The sequence below is a fragment of the Curtobacterium citri genome, assembly GCF_030362955.1.
GTDB classification, from domain to species: domain Bacteria; phylum Actinomycetota; class Actinomycetes; order Actinomycetales; family Microbacteriaceae; genus Curtobacterium; species Curtobacterium citri.
Window position 1 is genome coordinate 133,609 of sequence record NZ_JAUCML010000010.1, and the last position, 21,857, is coordinate 155,465.

Annotated in this window: 15 protein-coding genes; 9 read left to right on the top strand and 6 right to left on the bottom strand. The window is 73.8% G+C overall.

Features of this window, described 5'->3' with window-relative positions; all coding sequences use genetic code 11:
* Positions 1–14 precede the first annotated feature (14 nt).
* Complete coding sequence (locus QUG92_RS14450) at positions 15–1,016, bottom strand: LacI family DNA-binding transcriptional regulator (protein WP_289459622.1); 1,002 nt, start codon at positions 1,014–1,016, stop codon at positions 15–17.
* A 121-nt stretch (positions 1,017–1,137) separates the two neighbouring features.
* On the opposite strand from QUG92_RS14450, the gene QUG92_RS14455 reads away from it, so the two are divergent.
* The 5 genes from QUG92_RS14455 (at position 1,138) to QUG92_RS14475 (ending at position 8,255) form a co-directional block, all read left to right on the top strand.
* A complete protein-coding gene (locus QUG92_RS14455) occupies positions 1,138–2,367 on the top strand; it encodes a Gfo/Idh/MocA family protein (protein ID WP_289459624.1) in 1,230 nt (409 codons plus the stop codon).
* Positions 2,364–3,398 carry a sugar phosphate isomerase/epimerase family protein gene (locus QUG92_RS14460; protein ID WP_289459626.1) on the top strand — a complete coding sequence of 345 codons (1,035 nt, stop codon included), beginning with the start codon at positions 2,364–2,366 and terminating at the stop codon, positions 3,396–3,398. Before QUG92_RS14455 ends, QUG92_RS14460 begins: the two co-directional genes overlap by 4 nt.
* Positions 3,399–3,586: 188 nt before the next feature.
* Positions 3,587–4,579: an AAA family ATPase gene (locus QUG92_RS14465; protein WP_289459627.1), complete on the top strand. Its 993-nt coding sequence runs from the start codon at positions 3,587–3,589 to the stop codon at positions 4,577–4,579.
* Positions 4,579–5,910, top strand: a complete 1,332-nt coding sequence (locus tag QUG92_RS14470) for a DUF58 domain-containing protein (RefSeq protein ID WP_289459628.1) — start codon at positions 4,579–4,581, stop codon at positions 5,908–5,910. Before QUG92_RS14465 ends, QUG92_RS14470 begins: the two co-directional genes overlap by 1 nt.
* Positions 5,907–8,255: a transglutaminase TgpA family protein gene (locus QUG92_RS14475; protein ID WP_289459629.1), complete on the top strand. Its 2,349-nt coding sequence runs from the start codon at positions 5,907–5,909 to the stop codon at positions 8,253–8,255. The genes QUG92_RS14470 and QUG92_RS14475 overlap by 4 nt, the downstream gene beginning before the upstream one ends.
* 343 nt (positions 8,256–8,598) lie before the next feature.
* Here QUG92_RS14475 and QUG92_RS14480 read toward each other — a convergent pair whose 3' ends face one another.
* Positions 8,599–9,261 (bottom strand): TetR/AcrR family transcriptional regulator, encoded by a 663-nt coding sequence (locus QUG92_RS14480; protein ID WP_182047383.1) that lies wholly within the window; start codon positions 9,259–9,261, stop codon positions 8,599–8,601.
* A gap of 232 nt (positions 9,262–9,493) precedes the next feature.
* Entirely contained in the window at positions 9,494–10,267 is a 774-nt protein-coding gene (locus tag QUG92_RS14485) for a trimeric intracellular cation channel family protein (protein WP_182047384.1), read from the bottom strand.
* Positions 10,268–10,336: 69 nt separating this feature from the next.
* Between QUG92_RS14485 and efeU the strand changes: the two genes are divergently transcribed.
* The 3 genes from efeU to QUG92_RS14500 are packed head-to-tail and all read left to right on the top strand — an operon-like array spanning position 10,337 to position 14,443.
* Positions 10,337–11,929: an iron uptake transporter permease EfeU gene (efeU, locus tag QUG92_RS14490; protein WP_289459631.1), complete on the top strand. Its 1,593-nt coding sequence runs from the start codon at positions 10,337–10,339 to the stop codon at positions 11,927–11,929.
* Entirely contained in the window at positions 11,916–13,166 is a 1,251-nt protein-coding gene (gene efeO, locus QUG92_RS14495) for an iron uptake system protein EfeO (RefSeq protein ID WP_289459633.1), read from the top strand. Before efeU ends, efeO begins: the two co-directional genes overlap by 14 nt.
* A complete protein-coding gene (locus QUG92_RS14500; RefSeq protein ID WP_289459635.1) occupies positions 13,163–14,443 on the top strand; it encodes a Dyp-type peroxidase in 1,281 nt (426 codons plus the stop codon). Before efeO ends, QUG92_RS14500 begins: the two co-directional genes overlap by 4 nt.
* A gap of 254 nt (positions 14,444–14,697) precedes the next feature.
* Here the strand turns inward: QUG92_RS14500 and QUG92_RS14505 are convergent, their stop codons facing one another.
* From QUG92_RS14505 to QUG92_RS14515, 3 genes are all read right to left on the bottom strand, one after another.
* On the bottom strand, positions 14,698–17,085 hold the full coding sequence (locus QUG92_RS14505) for a bifunctional metallophosphatase/5'-nucleotidase (RefSeq protein ID WP_289459636.1): 2,388 nt from the start codon (positions 17,083–17,085) through the stop codon (positions 14,698–14,700).
* A 112-nt stretch (positions 17,086–17,197) separates the two neighbouring features.
* Positions 17,198–19,012, bottom strand: coding sequence for a thiamine pyrophosphate-requiring protein (locus QUG92_RS14510; protein WP_289459637.1), 1,815 nt, complete (start codon positions 19,010–19,012; stop codon positions 17,198–17,200).
* Between the two features lie 56 nt (positions 19,013–19,068).
* Positions 19,069–20,223 carry a Gfo/Idh/MocA family protein gene (locus QUG92_RS14515; RefSeq protein ID WP_289459639.1) on the bottom strand — a complete coding sequence of 385 codons (1,155 nt, stop codon included), beginning with the start codon at positions 20,221–20,223 and terminating at the stop codon, positions 19,069–19,071.
* Positions 20,224–20,304: 81 nt separating this feature from the next.
* On the opposite strand from QUG92_RS14515, the gene QUG92_RS14520 reads away from it, so the two are divergent.
* Positions 20,305–21,732, top strand: coding sequence for a glucose-6-phosphate dehydrogenase (locus QUG92_RS14520; RefSeq protein ID WP_289459641.1), 1,428 nt, complete (start codon positions 20,305–20,307; stop codon positions 21,730–21,732).
* Positions 21,733–21,857: the final 125 nt, after the last annotated feature.

The following is a 21,857-nucleotide window of genomic DNA, read 5'->3' on the forward strand; positions in this document are numbered from 1 at the left end:
GGTGCCGGGTCGCCTCAGGCCCGCGGCGGCGCCGTCGTCGACCGCACCACGAGCGACGGCTGCACGAGGGTCCGCGTCGGTGCGGGCTCGGCCGCCGGACCGCCGATCAGCGACACCAGTCGCTCGACCGCGAGCCGCCCGACCTCGTCGTTGTGCGGGTCGACGGTCGTGAGCCGGACCAGGGGTGACGACGCCAGCGGGGTCGCGTCGTTCCCGATCACCGACACGTCCTCGGGGACCCGGAGGCCGGCGTCCCGCACCGCGGCGATCGCGCCCATCGCCATGACGTCGTTCGCGGCGAAGACCGCGGTCGTCCCCGGGTGCTCCGCGAGCGCGAGCCGCGTCCCCTCGTACCCGGTGGACTCGGCGGTCGGACCGTCGCCGACCACGAGCGGGACGGCCCCCGCGGCGACCATCCGCTCGACGGCGGCCGCGCGCCGGGCGGCAGCCGGGCCTCCCGACCCGGTGACGTGGACGATGCGCCGGTGCCCGAGCGACAGCAGGTGCTCGGTCGCCAGTCGGCCGCCCGCGGCCTCGTCGGAGGCGACCACGTCGAGACCCGGCGGGACCGTCGCCCGCTCGCCCGCGACGACCACCGGGGTGTCCGGCGGGACGACGGTGTCGGCGGATCCCTCGGCGGCCAGGACGACACCGTCGACGCGGAGTGCGAGCAGGTCGTCGAGCGGCGAGGTGCCGAGGTGCGCGTTCGCCTGCGTGTCCGCCACGGTGAGCCGGAGCCCGTGCGGGGCGAGTGCGGTCCGGACGCCGTCGAGCATCGGGACGAACCACGGGTTCCGGAAGTCGTCGACCACGACGCCGATCGTGCGGGTCCGCGTGCCCGCCAGGATCGCGGCGGCGCGGTTCGGCCGGTAGCCGAGCTCCTCGACGGCGGCGAGCACGGCGGTGCGGCGTGCGGCGGAGACACCGGGGTCGTCGCGCAGCACCATCGAGACGAGCGACTTCGAGACCCCGGCACGGGCGGCGACGTCGATGATCGTCGGCGGGCGGTGGGACACGGGCGACTCCGATCGGACGTCGGGAGCCAGGTGCTTGACAGGACATGGCGGGAGACGGCTACAGTCTACTGTGTTCTGGAACGTTCCAGAACGGCACCTCACGTCTCGAAGGAGAGCACGCATGGTCGACAGCATCGGCGTCGCCGTCATCGGCGCCGGCATGGCGGGGAAGGCGCACGCGGCAGCGTGGCGCAACGCACCGTCCCTCTTCGCACCCACCCTGCCGCCCGTGCGGCTCGTGTCGGTGTGCGACGCGTACGAGCCCGTCGCCGAGGAGTCCGCGCGACGCTTCGGCTACGAGCGGCACGACACCGACTGGCGGGCGGTCGCCGCTGCGGACGACGTCGACGTCGTCAGTGTCGTCGTCGCCAACCACCTGCACCGCGAGGTCGTCGAGGGGCTGCTCGACGCGGGCAAGCACGTGCTGTGCGAGAAGCCCCTGTCCGACTCGCTCGAGGACGCCCGCGCGATGGCCGAGGCCGCCCGACGTGCCGCCGGTCGCGGGCTCGTCGCCCGCACCGGGTTCACCTACCGCCGTGCACCGGGGCTCGCCGCGATCGCCGAGCTCGTCGGTGACGGCACCCTCGGCCGGGTGCTGCACGTCTCCGGCCGGTACTGGACCGACTACGGCGCCTCACCGGACGTCCCGACCTCCTGGCGCTTCACCGGTGCCCCCGGGACGGGTGCGCTCGCGGACGTCGGCTCGCACCTGACGTACGTCGCGGAGTTCCTCGCCGGTCCGGTGGTCAGCGTCAGCGGCGGGACCTTCACCACCGCCGTCACCGAGCGACCGGTCGCAGCCGGGTTCGCCCTGCGCGGGCAGGACGTCCCGCTGACCGGCGAACGGGTCGCGGTGGAGAACGACGACTACGCCACGTTCTCGGCGCGCTTCGCTGACGGTTCCGTCGTCGGGTCGCTCGAGGTCTCGCGGGTCGCGACCAGCCACCCGAACGGTCTCGTGGTCGAGGTGTTCTGCGAGCACGGCGCCGCGCGCTGGGACCAGGAGCGCCCGTCGGAGATCGGCCTCGCGCTGCAGGCCGACGGATCGCGGACGGGTGGGTACCGCCAGGTCGTGCTCGGCCCGGACCACCCCTACGTCGCCGGTGGCATGGCGATGGACGCCCCGGGCGTCGGCTGGGGCCAGAACCAGATGTTCGAGTACCAGGCGCGCGCGTTCCTCGACGAGGTCGCCGGTGTCGCGGACCCGCTGCCCCGCAACGCGACCTTCGACGACGGCGTCCACAACATGGAGGTCCTCGACGCGGTGGCACGCTCCGCCGCCGACGGCGGCACGGCCGTCACCGTCCCCACCAGCACCGTCCCCACGAGCACACAGGAGCAGGACGCATGAAGCTCGGACTGTACGACGCGATCCTCCACGACCGTCCGCTCGCAGACGCCCTCGCCGTGGTCGCGGCGAACGGCCTCACCGGCATCGAGCTGAACACCGGCGGGTTCCTGCCGCCCGTGCACGTGCCCGACGTCGACGCGATCCTCGAGGACGACGAGGCCCGCGACGCGTTCCTCGCGCAGTTCGCGGGCACCGGCGTCTCGATCGCCGGGCTCAACTGCAACGGCAACCCGCTGCACCCGGACCCCGCGATCGGGCCGGCGCACGCCGAGGACGTCCGGCGCAGCATCCGACTCGCCGCACGTCTCGGCCAGACCCGGGTCGTCACCATGTCAGGCCTGCCCGCCGGTGAGCCGGGTGGCACGCGGCCGAACTGGATCGTGAACGCGTGGAACTCCGCGGCCCTCGACGTCCTCGAGCACCAGTGGGACGTGGCCGTGCCGTTCTGGCAGGAGATCGACGCGCTCGCCCGGGAGCACGGGGTGCGGGTCGCGCTCGAGCTGCACCCGCAGAACCTCGTGTTCAACGTCGCGACGATCCGCGAGCTCGTCGACCGCGGTGGGCTGACCAACATCGGCGTGGAACTCGACGCGTCGCACCTCTTCTGGCAGCAGATGGACCCGGTCGCGGTGGTCCGAGAGCTCGGGCCGCTGGTCGTCCACGCCGCGGCGAAGGACGTGCGGGTGAACCCGTCGGTGGCGCTCAACGGCGTGCTCGACAACTCCTTCCGCCGGCTCTCGCCGGACGAGCCGCGCACGAACCTCGGCGGTGACGAGTGGGCGAACGCGTGGCCGTCACCGTCGTCGTGGGACTTCGTCGCGCTCGGCAAGGGGCACCCGACCGAGTACTGGACGGCGTTCCTGCAGGCACTCCACGAGGTCGACCCGGAGATGCTCGTCAACATCGAGCACGAGGACACCGAGCTCGGGCGCGAGGAGGGCGTCGCGGTCGCCGCGGCGGTGCTGCTCGCCGCCGAGGCGGCGCGCGTCGCGGCGGACGGTGCGACCCCGGTCGGCGACCCCGCGTCCTGACGTGACGGTCCCCGGACGGGAGGCGCGGTGCGGGCCCGCACCGCGCCTCCCGTCCGTCGCCGGGTCGCGATCCGGGCGCGTGGCGAGGCCGCAGTGTGCCTTCCGGATGACGGGTGACGCATCCCCCGGTCCCTGTCACCGCGCCGTTGTAACATGCACGACACCTGTCCCGAGACGAGGAGGCCTGCGTGCAGGACCCCACCGACCAGTCCTTCCCGATCGAGCGCGTCCGAGCGGTCGGCGACGACGTCGTGGCGGCCGTGTCCACCGTGGTGGACGGCAAGGTCGACGCGATCCGCACCGCCTTCACGGTCATGCTCGCCGAGGGCCACCTGCTCGTCGAGGACGTGCCCGGCGTCGGCAAGACCGTGCTCGCGAAGGCGCTCGGCGCCTCGGTCGGCGGCTCGGTCAACCGCATCCAGTTCACGTCCGACATGCTGCCGTCCGACGTGACCGGCGTGAACATCTACGACCAGTCCTCCGGGACCTTCCGGTTCTCGCCCGGACCGGTGTTCGCCAACGTCGTCATCGGCGACGAGATCAACCGCACCAGCCCGAAGACCCAGTCGGCCCTGCTCGAGGCGATGGCCGAGTCGCAGGTCACCGTCGACGGCGTGACCCGGCCGCTCGAGGCGCCGTTCATGATCGTGGCGACGCAGAACCCGATCGACATGGAGGGCACCTACCCGCTGCCCGAGGCGCAGCGCGACCGCTTCATGGCGCGCATCACCATGGGCTACCCGAGCGCCGACGCCGAGCGCCAGATGCTCGCCGACCGTGGTGTCCGCGACCCGCTGTCGGCGCTGCGGCCGATCGTCGACGTGCAGACCCTGCGCGCGATCGTGCAGAGCGTCCGGGGCGTCCACGTCGCACCCGACGTCGAGGCGTACATCGTCGCGATCGTCCGCGCCACCCGCTCCCACCCCGACCTCACGCTCGGCGCGAGCCCGCGTGCGACGCTCCACCTCGCGCAGGCCGCCCGCGCGCACGCCGCACTGCTCGGCCGCCCGTTCGTCACCCCCGACGACGTCGCCCGCCTCGCACCGGTGATCCTCGCCCACCGCCTCGTCCCGGTCGCCCGCGGCCTCGGCGGCGGGACGGAGGACACCGCGCGCGACGTGGTGGTCCGGATCGTCTCCGACACCGCCGTGCCGTTCGCCGCGGCTGCCGTCCGGTCCTGATGTCCGACGGCGGAGGGCCCTCGACGCTCGCGCTGCGGACCGGCGCGGTGCGGTCGTGGGCGGTCCGGTACGGCCGACGCGCCGCCGCGCTGCTGCGGCGGACCCCCTTCCCGCGACCGACCGCCCGCGGCTGGACCGTGCTCGGCTCGGGGATCGCGCTGGTCGGCGGCGGGCTCGTCGCCACGACCAGCATCGCCGTCTCCGCCGGGCTGCTCCTGCTCGTCCTCCTGCTGCTCGGCGTCGTCATGGCGCTCGTGGTGGCCGCCCCGCTCCGTGCCACCCGAGCCACCGCACGCGCTGTCGTGCAGGTCGGCGAGGTGTACCGCGAACGGATCACGCTGCGCGGCACCTCGCTGCCGATCGGTCCGCGGACGACGCTGCTCGTCCGCGAACAGCTCGAGGACGCCTTCGCGAGCGTGTCCGACGCCGAGACGTACGCGCTCGTCGGACCCCACGAGCCCCCGGCGGTCCTCGACGTCGAGGCGCTCGCCATGCACCGCGGCCGGACCCTCGTCGGCCCGGTGACGATCCGCGTCGAGGACCCATTCGGCCTGCTGCGCATCGACCGTCCCGTCGTCCCCGCGGAGGAGGTCGTCGTCGTCCCGGCGTCCACGACCCTCACCGCCATCGACACGGGGGCGCTCGCCGGCGCCGTGTCCGCGGACGAGGGCCGCGTCGGGCAGGGCGGCTCCGCCGACGACAGCGAGCTCCGTCCCTACCGGCAGGGCGACCCGATCCGCCGCGTGCACTGGGCCCAGAGCGCCCGACGCGGCGAACTCCACGTCCGGCAGACCACGCAGGCACAACCCCCGGAGGCCGTCATCGCGATCGACGTCCGGCGGGAGTCGTACCAGGCGCTCGGGCGCGACGACCTCGCCGAGCTGTCCGACCTCGGCGGCGACGCCGCGTTCGAGCACGCCGTCGTCGTGGCGGCGAGCGTGGCACGGGCGCTGAGCGCGCGGACCTCGCGTGTGGTGCTCGTCAGCGACGACGCGACGGGTGCCTCCCGGCACACCGGCGACGCCGGCAGCCTGACCGACGTGCTCGTCGGACTCGCCGACGTCCGCGTGCGCTCCGACGCCCGACCCGTGACCGAGGTCCTGCCCGAGGTGCGGGGACGCGACGTGCACGGCATGACCGCCGTCGTCACCGGCCGCTGCACCGCCGAGCAGGCCGCCGAACTCGTCACCGCGACGAGCGGGTCGAGCCGCGGCATCCTCGCGACCATCGTGCCGCCGGACCCGGTGGTGCGCGGCATCCTCGACCGGGCCGGGTGGCGCACGCTCGTCGTGCCCGTCGCCGGGGCGCAGAACCCGGGGAGCACGCGGTGAGCGCCTCGACGACCGAGCGGGTCCGTGCCGGCTCCCGGCCGCCGGCGGACGACCGCCCCACCGAGCGGTCGGACGTCCCGAGCCCGTGGGTCGTGGCCCTCGCGCCGCTGCCCGTGCTCATCGCCGCCCTGTCCATGCGGCCGCTCGTGCAGGGCACCCTCTGGTGGGTCTCCGGCGTGGTCTTCACCGCCGTGCTCGTCGGGGTCGTGCTCGCGGTCCGCCGCCGGGCGCCCGGCGTCCGCTTCATCGCCCTCGTCACCACCCTCGTGCTCGGGTCCTGCGTCGCGGCGGTCGTGAACGACGTGCACCCGCTCGGCTGGCTCGACCGCGGGGGCGCGCTCGGCGAGGCACTCGCGGCGATCCGGCTCAACCCGGCACCGCTGCTCCAGACCGACGCCGTCCGACTCGTCGTCACCGTCGCGATCGGCTGGGTGGCCGGGGTGTCGCTCTTCCTCGCCGCCGTGGCGCCGACCGTGGCACTGGCCGCGGTGCCCGCCCTGGTGGTGCTCATCGTGCCCGGTGTCGTCACCGGTCAGCCGGCCCCGGTCGTCCTCGTGGTCCTGGTCGGAGCCGCGTTCCTCGGACTCCTCTGGCTGTCGGTGCGACCGGTCCAACGGGCGTTCCCCGCGACGGTGGTCGGCGCGGTCGGGCTCGTCGTCGCCGTCGGGCTGCCCGCCCTCGTGCCGCTCAACGCGAGCTGGCTGTCGGGCGTCACCGGGTCGCTGCAGTCGCCGATCCAGCCCGGCCGTCCCGGCACCCTGCTCGAGCTCGGGCGGGACCTGCGGCAGCCGAACGAGCTCGAGGTGCTGCGGTACCGCACCGCCGACGGGCAGCCGGAGTACCTGAAGCTCGCCGACCTCGACGAGTTCGGCACCGGCGACTGGGTGCCGACCGTGACGGATGCGAGCACGTCGGACACCGCCGACCAGCAGCAGTGGGCCGTCGGGGTGAACCCGCGCCTGGCGAGCCGGGGCGACCTGACCGTCCGGGTCACCGGCCTGTCGAGCAACTACCTCCCGGTGCCCGCGGGTGCCGTGTCCGTCGAGTCGCAGTCCACGAACCTGGACCTGACCCGGTGGCGGTGGATGGGGGACTCGAACACGATCCGGTCGACCGGCCCCACGACCCAGCGGGGCTCCACCTACCAGGTGTTCGGCGCGTCGACCTCCTCCGGTGAGTACCTGGACGCGATCGCCGCGTCCGGCATCCTCGGACGCGCGGGCAGCCGCGGTTTCTCGCAGCCGAGTGCGGCGCAGCTCCGGACCGACCTGTCCCTGCCGCAGGACCTGCCGCGGGACATCAGGACGACCGCCGAGCGGGTGGCGGGGAGCGCACAGGGCGACTACGGCAAGGCGCGGGCACTCGAGCAGTGGTTCCGCAGCGACCTCTTCACCTACTCGGAGACCGCCCCGGTGGAGCAGGGCTACGACGGCGACAGCATGGACGTCATCGACACGTTCCTGCGCGTCCGCGAGGGCTACTGCGTGCACTTCGCCTCGTCGATGGCGGTCATGGCGCGCTCGCTCGGCATCCCCTCGCGCATCGCCGTCGGCTACCGGGCGAGCAGCGAGCAGACCGAGGACGGCGAGTACACGGTGTCGAACCGGCAGCTGCACTCGTGGCCGGAGCTGTACATCCGCGGCGCGGGGTGGGTGTCCTTCGAGCCGACGCCGGACTCCGACGCAGCCGCGCAGGCCGGTACCGAGTCCTCGGCGACCCCGGCACCCGCGCCCTCGGAGACCCCGCTCCCCGCTCCCGGTGAGACCGAGACCGACCAGGCGACGGCCACCCCGACGCCCTCGGCGTCCGCCGCCCCCGGTGCCGCGGCCGCGTCCGACCGTCCGGGCTCCGGGCCCGCGGGCGTCCTCGTCGGGCTCGTGCTCCTGCTCGCGGTGCTCGTCGCTCCGGGGCTGGTCCGCGCCCTGCGTCGTCGGCAGCGGCTGGCGGCGATCCGGGCGGGCCGGTCGCCGGCCGTGCAGGCCTGGCGGGAGGTCCTCGACGACGTCGCCGACCACGGCTACGCCCCGGGCGTCGCGCCGCCGGACGACCCGGCCGCCGCGGCCAGGACGGCCCGCGCGGTGCTCGGCCGGCTGTCGGGAACGCTGCCGCCGGCGGTGCTGCCGCACCTGCGTGCGGTGGTCGACGCCGTCGACGTCGAACGCTTCGCACCGGACGGTGCGGCAGCCGTGGACGGCAGTGCGCTCCGACGAGCCGTCCTGGAGGCGCGGGTCGCCCTCGACGCGTCCGTCCCGCGGGCGCGCGTGGTGCGGTCGCGGCTGTTCCCGCCGAGCCTGCTGCCCTCGTCCGCGTGGTCGCACGAGGGCCGGCGGCGGCGCGCGGCGTAGCCGCGCGGGGCGCGCCCCGCGCCCGCGGTGCCCGCTGGCCGCGGTGCCCGCTGGCCGCGGTGCCCGCTGGCCGCGCGCCGCGGTCGCTGGCGCGGCGTGCCCACGCACAACCCGGGGCGGTTCGCACCACGGGATTCCGTGGCGCGATGTGCTTCCGGTTGTGCGCCGCGCGCGTCAGCGCCGGCGCTGACGCGTTCCGCCGCTGCCGGGCCGCGCAGTGGCGCGGCGTGCCTGCGCACAACGTGGGGCGGCTCGCGCCACGAGATCGCGTGGCGCGACGTGCCTCCCGTTGTGCGGCGGCGCCGCGGGCCACGGCCCGCGGGCGCGCAGCGCGCCGCGCGCGTCAGCGCCGCGGGCGCACCACCGCGTCGACGATGCCGGCGATGACGTCGCCCGGGTGGACGCCGGGCAGCGCGGGGGCGTCGAACACGATGCCGACGTTCGCGCCGACGAGCAGGATCGCGAAGTCCTCCAGGGGCATCGCGGGTGCGACCTCCGGGTGCGCCCCGAACCAGAGCCGCACGAGGTCGAGCACGCCGTCCTGCAGCTCGCGGCGCTGCCGGACGAACTCCGGCATCGCCTCCGGTGTGCGGGTCGCGTAGGCGCGGAACTCGCAGAGCAGCGCGAACTGCCGGGCCTGGTCGTGCCCGCCGAACGCCGCACGGACGACGTCGGCGATGTCGGTGGCCGCGATGTCGACGCGCACCACCTCCTGCAGCGACGCGAGCACCATGTTCGTCGAGCGCTGCATGACCTGGGCGACGAGGTCCTGTTTCGACGAGAAGTTCGAGTAGACGGCGCCCTTGCTGAACCCGGCGCGGGCGGCGACGTCGTCGAGCCGGGCGCCGTGCACGCCGGACTCGGCGAACACGTCGGCGCCGGCGGCGAGCAGGCGCTCCCGGACCTCGGCGCGCGGGGTCCTGGCGGTGGGGGAGGTGGCGTCGTCGTCCATGTGGTCCTGATCCGTGATCGTCGCGGTGGTGTGCCGTGCTGTCGATCTCCGCACGTGGGTGACCGTGCGGGGTTCCGGCGCTCCGGGCTATGGGGCGACCGTCGGGGACCTGCCGCGCCGCGCGCTGCGCACACGCGCGGCACCAGCGAAGCCCCCGGCCACGTCGGTGGCCCGACCGGCACGTTCGGGTCGTGTCGGTGTGGTCGTCGACGTGGTCACCGGGTGGATACCCGGCGGTAGCGATGGTAGCGCGTGGGACCTCCGGAGCACAGTCCCCGGGGCAGGCTCAGGCGTCGTCGGACGGCTCGCGGTCGCTCCGCACGCTGCCCCGCCCGGTGCGCCTGCCGGGTCGACGGAGCAGCCGGATCGCGTCCGGCCGGAGACGTCGCCCGCGCTGCAGCAGGGACCCGAGGGTCGACTTCGGCTGCCACTCGCGACCGTTCGGCAGGCCCCAGCCCCGCTTGACGGCGCCGTACCGCAGCCCGAGCGAGAGCACGATGGCGGCGACGATGCCGATGGTGGGGGAGCCGAGGTGCGAGGCGACGACCATCACGGCCGACGCGGCGACCGCGACCGTGGCGTAGAGGGCGTTCCCGCCGAACACCGCGGGGACGCGCCGCAGCAGCAGGTCGCGCATGGCCCCGCCGCCGACCGCGGTGACCGTGCCCATGATGATCGCGGTCGGCCACTCGAGACCCGCGTCGAAGGTCCGCTGCACGCCGACCACCGACCAGAAGCCGATCACCGCCGCGTCGAGCACGGTGAACAGGCGGTCCCACGTCACCTCGGAGAACGACACGAAGAAGGCGACGAGCGACCCGGCGATCGCGACGGGCAGGTAGAGCGGGTCGACGAGCGCGACGGGTGGGCCGTTCTGCAGCAGGGTGTCGCGGAGGATGCCGCCGCCGAGCCCGGAGACGAACCCGACGACGAGGAACCCGAACAGGTCGAACTCCATGGTGCGGGCGAGCGAACCGCCGAGCAGGGCCGAGGCGAAGACGCCGGCGAGGTCGAGCACGTTCGTGACCGACGCCAGGCCCTCGGGGGTCAGCAGGTTCATGAGAACAATCAAACCCCACGTCACGGAGGTGGCGGTGCGGCGGATGGTTAGGTTAGCCTCACCTTCGCCATGATCGCCACCCTCGTCATCGGCCTCCGCGAAGGCCTCGAAGCGACGCTCATCGTCGGCATCATCGCCGCGTTCCTCCGTCGCAACCGCGCTCCGCTGACCCCGATGTGGACCGGCGTCGGCGTCGCGGTCGCCCTGAGCATCGCCGTCGGCTTCGGCCTGCAGCTCGTCGAGCAGGCCCTGCCGCAGGCCGAGCAGGAGGGCATGGAGACCGTCATCGGCGCCGTCGCGGTCGCCTTCGTGACCGGGATGGTGGTCTGGATGCGGACCCACGCGCGGACCCTCTCGCGGGACCTGCAGGCGAGCGCGTCAGCAGCCCTCGGCCGTGGCACCGCCTGGGCCCTCGCCGGCATGGCGTTCCTCGCGGTCCTCAAGGAGGGCTTCGAGACCGCGGTGTTCCTGCTCGCGACCTTCCAGGCATCGACGGACACCGGGACCGCGGCCCTCGGCGCCGTGATCGGCATCGCCGTGGCGGTGCTCATCGGGTACGGCATCTACACCGGCGGCGTGCGGCTCGACCTCGGCCGGTTCTTCACCGTCACGGGCGTCTTCCTCGTGTTCGTCGCGGGCGGCCTCGTCCTCACCGCGCTCCGCCACGCGCACGAGGCCGGGTGGCTCGTCATCGGCCAGCAGCGCACGGTCGACCTCGGCTGGCTCGCCCCGAACGGCTCGGTCCGCGGCGCGCTCGTCACCGGGGTGCTGGGCATCCCCGCCGACCCGCGCGTCGTCGAGGTGCTCGGCTGGGTCCTCTACGTCGTCCCGGTCCTCGCCGTCGCGCTGTGGCCGCGCGCCTGGCGGCCGTCGCCGGAGCGCGTCCCGCGGGTGCGCGCCGTCCTCGCCGCCGCCCTCGCCGCGACAGCCGTCGTGCTCGCGGTCGCCGTGCCCTCCGGCGGCGGCGCGGACCTGCCCCGCACGGTCGCCGTCACCGGCGACGCGCGCTCCGTGACGGCGTCGGTCGACGGAGACGCAGCGGTCCTCCGGGTGTCGGGCAGAGGCCGGGAGGACCAGATCACCCTGCCCGCGTCGGTCCACCGTCGCGTCGCCCGCGCGGGCACCGGTGCCGACCAGTGGCAGGTCACCGAGGACGTCCCGGCCACCGACCGACCGACCTCGCTGACGCTCGACCAGCTCGTCGGGCTGTTCGGCCGGGTCCCGGTCGGCGTCTCCCCGTCGACGAACCCCGGCCCGTTCGCCGCCGACTGGACCGTCCGCGACACCGTGACCCTCACGACCGTGCGGAGCGGCGTCCTGGAGGCGACCCGCTCGGAACGCAACGTCCTCACGCTGCGCGGTGGGGGCCTCCCGGCCGCCCGGACGACCACGCTGGACCGCGACGTCTGGACCGTCCCGCCCGCCGACGCGGACCGTGCGGCGACGGACCTCGCCGCCGCACAGACGCGTGCGGCCGAGCTGCGCCTCTGGAACGCCTGGTTACCGCTCGCGCTGCTCGTCGCGGCGGCTGCCCAGGCCGCGCTCGCGGCCCGCGACCGGCGCCGCGTCCGGACCCCCACGACCACCACCCCCGGAACCGACCCGTCGCGCGGCCCGCCCGCCGACGTCCCAGCGAGGAGCCTCGACCATGCCGTTCGGTAGGACCCCCACGACCCCGACCGCCACGACGACCGCCCGACCCCTGCTCGCCCTCGGCGCCCTGGGTGTCGCCGCTGCCCTGACCCTGACCGGGTGCTCGGCCGGCAGCACACCGGCCGACGACGCGTCCGGCGGCACCGGCCGGGTGTCCCGCGTCACCATCACGCTGACGAACGACGGCTCCGACGCCTGCGCCGTGTCGACCACGAAGGTCCCCGCGGGCCCCGTCACGTTCACCGTGCACAACGAGTCGTCCACCGCCATCACCGAGGTGGAGCTCCTGCAGGACCAGCGCATCCTCGGCGAGAAGGAGAACCTCGCCCCGGGCCTCGACCCCGTCCGCTTCACCGCGACCCTGACCGGCGGCGAGTACCAGGTGTACTGCCCCGGCGCGGCCGAGGAGCTGACCGACTTCACCGTCACCGGGAAGGCGGCGGCGACCGCCGACAGCAGCGCCGCGGCCCTGCTCGCCGACGGCGCGACGGGCTACGCGACCTACGTCGACGGCCAGGTGACCGACATGGTGACCGCCGTCCGGCAGCTGCAGACCGACGTCGACGCCGGGGACCTCGACGCGGCGAAGCGCGACTACGCGGCCGCCCGGCCGTTCTACGAGCACGTCGAGAGCGACGTCGACGGCTTCGTCAAGCAGGGCCACAGCGCCACCGACAACGCCGGCAACCTCGACTACCTCGTCGACATGCGGCAGTCGAACCTCGACGCCGCCGTCGGCTGGAGCGGGTTCCACGCCGTCGAGAAGGACCTGTTCCAGGCCGGCGCGATCACGGCGTCGACGAAGCAGACCGCCGCCGACCTGACCGCGAACGTGCAGCTCCTCGCGAAGCTCGTGCCGACGCTGCACTACAAGCCGGAGGACCTGGCGAACGGCGCCGCCGGGCTGCTCGAGGAGGTCCAGTCGAACAAGATCACCGGGGAGGAGGAGGCGTACAGCCACATCGACCTCGTCGACCTCGCCGCGAACGTCGAGGGCGCTCGGCAGGCCTTCGCGTACCTCAAGCCCGGCCTGACGAAGGTCGACCCGGCCCTCACGAAGCAGATCGCCGCGCAGTTCGACGCGACGAACACGATGATGGACGGGTTCCGCGACGCGAACGCCCTCGGCGGCTTCAGCACGTGGGACGCCGCCGCGAAGGCGGAGGACGCCAACCGCATCTCGCAGCAGGTCCAGGCGCTGCAGGACCCGCTGTCCCGCCTGGCCGAGAAGGTCGCGACGGCGTGACCGCGTCACGGTTCTCGCGCCGTGGTCTGCTCGGCGCCGGGCTCGCCGCGGCCGGTGCCGGCGTCGGCGCGGTCGCGGGTGTCGCCGGGGCCACGGTGGCGACCGGGGTCGACCCGTTCGCCGCTGCCGGCAACGCCGACGAGTCCATCGACCTCTCCCAGCAGGTGCCGTTCTACGCGTCGGCGGCACGGCAGCCGCAGGGCGGGATCCGGACGACCCCGCAGCGGCACTGCGTGTTCATGGTGTTCGACCTGACCGCCTCCACCGCCACCGAGCTGCAGGTGCTGCTCGCCCGGTGGTCGGCGGCGATCGCGCAGCTGCAGGCCGGTCGGACGATCGGCAGCGTCGAGCCCGCGCACGGCGAGGGCGTCGGCGCGGACACGGGGGAAGCGCTCGACCTCGGTCCCGCGTCCCTCACGGTCACCGTCGGCCTCGGCCCCGGGGTGTTCGACGAGCGCTTCGGGCTGGCGGCGAAGCGCCCGGCGTACCTCGCGGCGATCCCGACCCTGCCGAGCGATGCCCTCGAGGACGGCCTGACCGGCGGGGACCTCTCCCTGCAGGCCTGCGCCGACGACCCGCAGGTGGCGTACCACGCCGTGCGCGACCTGGCGCGGATGGCCCGTGGGACCGCGACCGTGCGGTGGACGGTGATCGGCTTCGGCCGCGCCTCCGCCGGTCCGTCGCAGTCGACGCCGCGGAACCTGATGGGCTTCAAGGACGGCACCCGCAACGTCTCGACGGACGAGGAGTACGACCGCTTCGTCTGGCTCGACGACGACGCCGGGTGGATGGCCGGAGGCACGTACCAGGTGGTCCGGAAGATCCGGATGAACCTGGAGACGTGGGACGCCGACGTCGTGCGCGACCAGCAGCGGGTCTTCGGCCGCACGAAGGTGGAGGGCGCCCCGCTCTCCGGCGGGACCGAGCACACCACGCCGGACTTCCACGCCGCCGCGCACGGGGCCGGTGCGGACGGCGCGACCGCGATCGACCCGCGGTCGCACGTCGCGCTCGCCGCGCACGAGAACAACGGCGGTGTGAAGATCCTGCGCCGCGGCTACAACTACACGGACGGGCTGAACCAGTACGGCCAGCTCGACGCCGGGTTGCTCTTCGCGGCCTACACGACCGACCCGGAGCACTTCACGCGGCTGCAGCGGAAGCTCGGGGCGTCGGACCGCCTGAACGAGTACGTGTCGCACATCGGGTCCGGCGTCTTCGCCGTCCCGCCGGCGCCGCGGAAGGGGTCGTACGTCGGGGAGCAGCTCTTCCGCTGACCAGCCCGCGGAGCTGAGGTGGGTGTCCTCCGTCGTTTCCCTGGAGACGGAGGACACCCGCGTCGCGGAGTCGACGGACGGAACCACCGTCCGGCCCTGGGGGGCGACCCGGCGCGACGCGTCGCGATGCGACAGGGCGAGCGTACCTCGCGGACCGGTGGAACTGGCCGTGTCTTCCGGCAGCGGACAGCGGGACGGGCCGCCCCACCGAGGTGGGACGGCCCGTCGCCTGTCGTCGGCCGGGAGGCGCGGTGTCAGTCCGTCAGGACCGTCGCCTCGCGCTCGGCGCGCTTCCGGCGGGCGAGCACCAGGCCCAGCGCGCCGGCGAGCAGCAGGACACCGGCGGCGATGCCCGGGACGACCAGGTCGGCGCCGGTGAAGGCGAGGTCGCCACCGGCCGTGCCCGGACGGACGCCGTCGGCGACGCCGTCGCCGTCCACGTCGCCGGTGCCGGTACCGTCGCCCGGCAGGCCCGTGCCCGGAGCGGTCGGGTCACCCGCGCCCGGGGTGCCCGGGTCGGTCGGGTCGGTCGGGTTCGTCGGGTCGGTCGGGTCCGTCGGCTCGGCGGCGGTCTCGATCGGCACGGTGACGGCGAGGGTGATCGTCTGACCGTTCGGCAGGGTCACGACGAGCGGCTCGTCGGTGGTCACGGTCGGAGCGGTCGCGGTCGGAGCGACCGCGAGTGCCGAGGCACGAGCGTCAGCGGGCGTGGCGACGGTGCCCTCGGGGACCGTGAAGGTCAGGGTCGCGCGACCCTGCTCGTCCGTGGTGTCGACGATCGTGTTGTCGACGTCAGCGGTCGCGAGTTCCTGGTCACCGGCGCTGACCGAGACGGTGCCGCCCTGGTCGGCCGCGTTGCTGAAGGTGAGCGACGACAGGTCGATGCGCACGTCGTCACCGGGCTGGAAGCCGCCCTCGGGGGCGTCGGTGACCCGGACGCCGACGGCGCGCTGGTCCTCCTGGACCGCCACCTCCGGGTTGGCCCGGAAGTACTGGACCTGTGCCTCGAGGTCGACCATGCCGCTGTCCTGCTTCGCGGCGGCGCCCTTGAACGCAGCGAAGTTGTCGCCACCGGTCGCGAGGAACGAGTTGACCGTCACCTTGTAGGTGGTGTCAGCGTCGACCGGCTCGCCGTCGAGCGTCATCGACGTGATGCGCGCGCCGGCCGTGGCCTCCGGGTCGTAGGTGTACGAGAAGCCCGCGGACGCACCGAGCTTGAGGAACGGACGGCTCGCCGTCGACGGCTGCCACTGCTGTTCGAGCGCCTGGCGGATCTGGTCACCGGTCAAGTCGAGCACGACGAGCGTGTTCGCGAACGGCTGGACGACCGCGGCCTCCTTGTAGGTGACCGTTCCGGCGCCGATGTCGGCGCGGAGGCCGCCCGGGTTCATGAAGGCGATCTGCGACCCCTGGCGCTCGGTCTGCGAGCGCTGGACCTCGGCGACGAAGTTGCCGAGGGTGGACTCGCCACCGCGGTTCTCGGACTGCAGCCCGTCCGCGTCCGGGGACTGCACGGCGCGCTTGAGGTCGCGGTCGATCGTGCCGAGCTCGACGGCGCCGAGGCGGTCGGCCTCCTTGACGGCGGTGTCGACGGTCGCCTGGACGGCGGCGTCCTTCGCGTACGTGCCGTCGACGAGACGCAGGTTCTCGGCCACCGGTGCGGTGACGGTGCCGTCCGCTGCGACCTGCAGCTGCACGTGGCCGAGGTTGAAGCCGTACGAGCCGGTCTGGATCACCGGGCGGGGCGTGGTGCCGCCGGTCGGCGTGATCGCGTACGAGTACGTCTGGTGCGTGTGCGCGGACAGGATCGCCGACACCTTCGGCGTGACGCCGTAGACCGCGCGGGAGAAGTCGGTGTTCGACGTCGGGCTGACCGGGGTCGAGGACTCGGCGCCGTCGTGCACGAGCAGGACGAGGACGTCTGCCTCGTCGTTCGCCGCGTTCCCGTCGGTGAGCCGCTCGGCGACCTTGTTCACCTCGGTGGTGATGTCGCCCATCTCGAGACCGGCGATGCCGTCCGGGGCGACGAGGCCCTGGCCGACGAGGTCGACGGTCGCGCCGATGAAGGCGACGCGCTTGCCGCTGATCTCCTCGATGGCGTAGGGGTCGAACGCCGGTTCGCCCGTCGCGCTGTCGAGGATGTTCGCCGAGACGTAGTCCCACTGCGCCGCGCGGACGCCGTCGCCCTGCCCGCCGATGACCCGGTCGTGCAGGTCGTCCTGGCCCTTGTCGAGCTCGTGGTTGCCGATCGCGCTGACGGACAGGTCCATCTGGTTGAGGACGTCGATCGTCGGCTGGTCGTCCTGGATGAAGGACTCGAAGGTCGAACCGCCGATGTTGTCGCCGGAGCTGACGAAGGCGGACGTCGAGGTGTCGGTCCCGCGGAGCTGCTCGAGCGCACCGGCGAGGGTCGCGGCACCGGCGGCGTCGCCGTCGCGCGGTGACGGCGCACCAGCCGAGTCCTTGGAGATCGACTGCGCGATCCGGCCGTGGAAGTCGTTGACGTTGTAGAGGTCGATGGTGGTGTCGCCCTCGGCGGCGAGTGCCGCGGAGGGGACGGTGAGGGCGGTGAGGACGCCGGCGGCGACCAGGGCCGAGGCCCCGGCCAGGCGCCGGCGGCGCGGGGAGGAGTGAGCGTTCATCGGCGATGAACCTACGAAGTCCCACAGACAACACGCCAGGCCCCGGCCCGACACGTCACGTGTTGTTCACACCACGGGGGACGATCCTCCCGATCGGGGGACAACCGTCGGGTCAGTCGCGGCCGAGGGCGCCCTTCACCCGCTCGACGGCCTCGGCGGCCATCGCCTTCGCCGAGTCCTTGATCACGCCGAGCTCCGCGGGGTCGCCCTTGAGCAGGCTCTTCGCCGTGTTGACCGCGTACTCGGCGGTGATGTGCGGCGGCAGGGGCGGGACGTTCCGGCTGACGTACGCGTCGATGAGCGTCACCCCGGGGTTCGCGAACGCGCGCTCGACGGCGGCCTCGACCTCGTCGTCGCGGTGCACCGCGATGCCCGTGAACCCGAGCAGCTCCGCGTAGCCGGCGTAGTCCATCGTCTCGACGTCCTGCGAGCCGGACCACATCGGGTTGCCGTCCTCGGTCCGCATCTCCCACGAGACCTGGCCGAGGTCGTCGTTGTGCATGACGACGATGACGAGCTGCTGGTTCGGCCACTGAGCCATGTACTTCTTCACCGTGATGAGCTCGTTCATGCCGAGCATCTGGAACGCGCCGTCGCCGATCGTGCAGACGGCCGGGGCGTCCGGGAAGGCGAACTTCGCCGTGACGGCGTAGGGCATCGCGGCGAGCATCGTCGCCAGTCGTCCGGACATGTCACCGTGCATGCCGCGGCGCAGCCGGATGTGGTGGCCGTACCAGTCGGCCGTGGTGCCGGCGTCGCAAGTCACCGTGACGCCCTCGGGCAGGCGCTGGTTGACGGCGCGGATGACCCGGCGCGGGTTCACTCCGTCGTCGTAGGCGACCTCGGCCTGGCGGTCCATCTCGGCCTCCCACTCGCGCATCTGGTCGGCGAGCTTGTCCTGCCACGCGGTGTCCTGCTTGTCGCGGAGGAGCGGGAGCACGGCCTCGAGCGTCGCGCCGACGTCGCCCCACAGGTTGAGCTCGGTCGGGTACCGCAGCCCCATCTGCTCGGGCTTGATGTCCACCTGCACGCCGCGGGCCTGGCCGCTCGCCGGCAGGTACTCGCCGTACGGGTAGTTCGACCCGAGGAGCACGATCGTGTCGCACTCCTTGACCTGCGTCAGGCTCGGACGGGAGCCGAGGAGCCCGACCTGCTGCGTGTGGTACGGCACGTCGGAGGGCACGACGTCCTTGCCGCGCAGCGCGGTGATGATGCCGGCACCGGTCTTCTCGGCGACGGCCAGCACCAGGTCCGTCGCACCGCGGGCCCCGGCACCGACGATGAGCGAGACACGTTCGCCGGCGTTCAGGATCTCGGCGAAGCGGGCGATCTCGTCCTGCGGCGGGACGATCCGGGTGGACGGGGCGGCGTCGCTCGACCGCGACACCCAGTGCTCGGCGGCGGGAGCCTCGTACGCCATGGCCTGCACGTCGTGGGGGAGCACGACGACGGCCGGCTGCTTGCGGAGCATCGCCGTGCGGAAGGCGGTGTCGACGACGACCTGGACCGCGTCCGGGGTCGCGACCGTCTCGACGTAGCAGGCGACGTCGGCGAACACGCGCTCGAGGTTCGACTCCTGCTGCGTGAACGTGCCGATCGAGGCGAGCCCCTGCTGCCCGACGATCGCGACGACGGGCTGGTTGTCCATCTGCGCGTCGTACAGCCCGTTGAGCAGGTGGAAGGCCCCGGGGCTCGACGTCGCGACGCAGACGCCGACCTCGCCGGTGAACTTCGCGTGGGCGGTCGCCATCAGCGCCGCGATCTCCTCGTGGGTCGGGCGGACGTACTCGAGCTCGCGCTCGCTGCCGTCTGCCTTGCCCAGGGCGCCGTCGAAGGCACCGATGCCGTCGCCGGGGTACCCGAACACGCGGGAGACGCCCCACGCCTTGATGCGGTCGATGACGAAGTCGCTCACGGTGGTGCTCATGCGACCACCGTGCTCGTCGGATCCTGTACGCGTTCAGGTCCGCGACCGGCCGCTCGTCACCCGATGGTGCGCCACGTCCCGTCGACCGCGCTGGCCACCACGGCGTCGATCACCCAGGCCGCGCGGGCGCCGTCGGCGAAGGTCGGCAGGCCATCCGGCGCCTCGCCCCGCACCGCCGCGTACGTGTCGGCGACGAACGCCGCGAACGCGTCGAGGTAGCCCTGCGGGTGCCCGGCCGGCACGACCGCCAGACGACGCTGGTCCGGGAACCCCTGCGAGGGGTCGCGGACGACGATCTGCGCGCCGCGCTCGGTGCCGAACCAGGCCGACTCGGGCTGCTCCTGGTCGAACGCCGCGGACCCGAGGGTGCCGTCCACCTCGAACCACAGCCGGTTCTTCCGCCCTGCGGACACCTGCGAGACCACGACGTTGCCGATGCGACCGGCGTCGGTGCGGAACGTCGCAACCGCGGTGTCCTCGGTCGTCACCTCCGCGCGCCGGGTCGCGTCGGCGAGCGGGTCCGCGTCCGGCGAGCCCGAGAACGAGGGCCCGGAGGCCGCCGGTCGGGTCCGGTGGACGACGTCGGTCGCGGCGGAGACCGAGGCGAAGGGCTCGCCCGTGACGAACTCGACGAGGTCGCACCAGTGCGAGCCGATGTCGGCGAAGGCGCGCGACAGTCCGCCGGCGCCGGCGTCGACCCGCCACGACGAGGCGTCCTCGTCGAGCATCCAGTCCTGCAGGTAGTGCCCGTGGACGGCGAGCAGACGCCCGAGCTCCCCGGCGGCGATCCGCGCCCGGATCTCGCGGACGACCGGGTGGTAGCGGTACACGAACGGGACGGTCGCGACGACACCGGCCGCACGCGCGGCCTCGACCAGCTCGGACGCCTGCGCGGCGTCGATCGCCAGGGGCTTCTCGCACACCACGTGGACGCCCGCCCGGACCACGGCGAGGGCCTGGGGGTGGTGCTGGTCGTTCGGGGTGCAGACGTGCACGACGTCCGGCGCGTCGGCGAGGACCTCGTCGAGCGAGGCGTACCCGCGCGGCACGTCGAGCTGTGCGGCGACCCGCTCGGAACGGGAGGGGGTGCGTCCCAGCACGCCGGTCACCTCGGCCCCGGCCGCCCGGGCGGCCCGGGCGTGCACCCCGGCGATCATGCCCGTCCCGACCACGGCGACGCGGAGGCGTCGCCCTCCGTACCCACTGCTCATGGTGCTCCCTCGCGCCGGACTGCACCCACCGTAGCGACGCGACCCGGCCACGCGCCGGACGGCATGAGTACCGTCTGGGGCATGTCGAGCCTCCAGACCAGCCTGCTCATCCTCGGTGCCAGCGGCGACCTGTCCAAGCGGCTGCTGCTGCCGGGTCTCGCCACCCTCCTCGACGTCAAGGAGGACTGGGACGTCCAGCTCGTCGGTGCCGGCGTCGAGGACATCTCCGACGCCGACTGGAAGGCGCAGGTGCGCACGTCGTTCGAGAACGCGCAGGCGTCGAAGAACGAGGAGGACGAGGGTGCGCACGACGACGGCGGCGAGCGGCTCAGCCCGCGCCTCGTCGCCGTGATCGAGGCCTCGAGCTACCACCGGGCGGACGTCACGAGCGCCGACGACCTGACGAGCCTGCTCGCCGCCTGCGAGCACGACCCCGCGATCTACTTCGCGCTGCCGCCGGCCGTGACCGAGAAGAGCTGCGCGGTGCTCGAGGGCCTCGACCTGCCGTCGGGCACGCGCCTGGCCCTCGAGAAGCCGTTCGGCACCGACGCCGCGAGCGCCGAGCAGCTCAACGACGTGCTGCACTCGTTCCTCCCCGAGGAGCGCATCCACCGGGTCGACCACTTCCTCGGCCGCTCGACCGTGCTCAACCTGCTCGGCCTGCGCTTCGCGAACCGCATCATCGAGCCGCTGCTGTCGTCGCAGCACGTCTCCCGCGTCGACATCGTCTACGACGAGACCCTCGGGCTCGAGGGCCGTGCGCGCTACTACGACAAGGCCGGTGCGCTCGTCGACATGATCCAGAGCCACCTGCTGCAGGTGATGGCCGTCGTCGCGATGGAAGCACCCGCCTCGATCGACGCCGACGACCTCCGCACGCAGAAGGAGCTCGTGCTCCGCGCCGTCCGCCCGTGGGGCGGCGACGTCGTGGCCGCCGGCAAGCGCGCCCGGTACACCGCGGGGACGATCGGCGAGCGTTCGCTGCCCTCGTACGTCGACGAGGACGGCGTCGACCCCTCGCTCGGCACCGAGACGCTCGCCCAGCTCACCCTCGAGGTCGCGAACTGGCGCTGGGCCGGCGTGCCGTTCACGCTCCGGTCCGGCAAGGCGCTCGAGCAGCAGCGGCGCGAGATCGTCATCACGTTCAAGGACTCGCCGCACGTGCCGAACGGGCTGTCCGGCGCCGAACGGCCGGACAAGCTCCGCATCTGGATCGCCCCGGACGAGATGCAGCTCGAGCTCAACGTCAACGGCCCGGGCGACCCGTACACGATCGACCACACCTCGCTGACGACGACGTTCAACCCCGGACGCCTCAGCGCCTACGGCGAGGTCCTCGCGGGGGTGCTCGAGGGCGACGCCACCCTGTCGGTCCGCGGCGACAGCGCGGTGCAGGGGTGGAAGGTCGTCGAGCCGTTCCTGCAGGCCTGGCGAGCGGGGGAGACCCCGCTCGACGAGTACGCGGCGGGGTCGGCCGGTCCCGAGACGTGGGACAACATCGACTGCTGATGCGGTGACGGACGGGAGGCGCGGGGGCCGCGGGGCCCCCCCCCCCCCGCCGGGGGGGGGGGGCGGGGGGGGGGGGGCGGTGTGGGGGAGGCCCCCCCCCCCCGGCCGGCCCCCCGCCCCCCCCC

Excerpts from the sequence above, each read along its gene's own strand:
- QUG92_RS14455 (WP_289459624.1), top strand. The coding sequence starts at position 1,138 with ATGGTCGACAGCATCGGCGTCGCCGTCATCGGCGCCGGCATGGCGGGG.
- QUG92_RS14460 (WP_289459626.1), top strand. The coding sequence starts at position 2,364 with ATGAAGCTCGGACTGTACGACGCGATCCTCCACGACCGTCCGCTCGCA.
- QUG92_RS14470 (WP_289459628.1), top strand. The coding sequence starts at position 4,579 with ATGTCCGACGGCGGAGGGCCCTCGACGCTCGCGCTGCGGACCGGCGCG.
- QUG92_RS14485 (WP_182047384.1), bottom strand. The coding sequence starts at position 10,267 with ATGAACCTGCTGACCCCCGAGGGCCTGGCGTCGGTCACGAACGTGCTC.
- efeU (WP_289459631.1), top strand. The coding sequence starts at position 10,337 with ATGATCGCCACCCTCGTCATCGGCCTCCGCGAAGGCCTCGAAGCGACG.
- efeO (WP_289459633.1), top strand. The coding sequence starts at position 11,916 with ATGCCGTTCGGTAGGACCCCCACGACCCCGACCGCCACGACGACCGCC.
- QUG92_RS14505 (WP_289459636.1), bottom strand. The coding sequence starts at position 17,085 with ATGAACGCTCACTCCTCCCCGCGCCGCCGGCGCCTGGCCGGGGCCTCG.
- QUG92_RS14510 (WP_289459637.1), bottom strand. The coding sequence starts at position 19,012 with ATGAGCACCACCGTGAGCGACTTCGTCATCGACCGCATCAAGGCGTGG.
- QUG92_RS14515 (WP_289459639.1), bottom strand. The coding sequence starts at position 20,223 with ATGAGCAGTGGGTACGGAGGGCGACGCCTCCGCGTCGCCGTGGTCGGG.
- QUG92_RS14520 (WP_289459641.1), top strand. The coding sequence starts at position 20,305 with ATGTCGAGCCTCCAGACCAGCCTGCTCATCCTCGGTGCCAGCGGCGAC.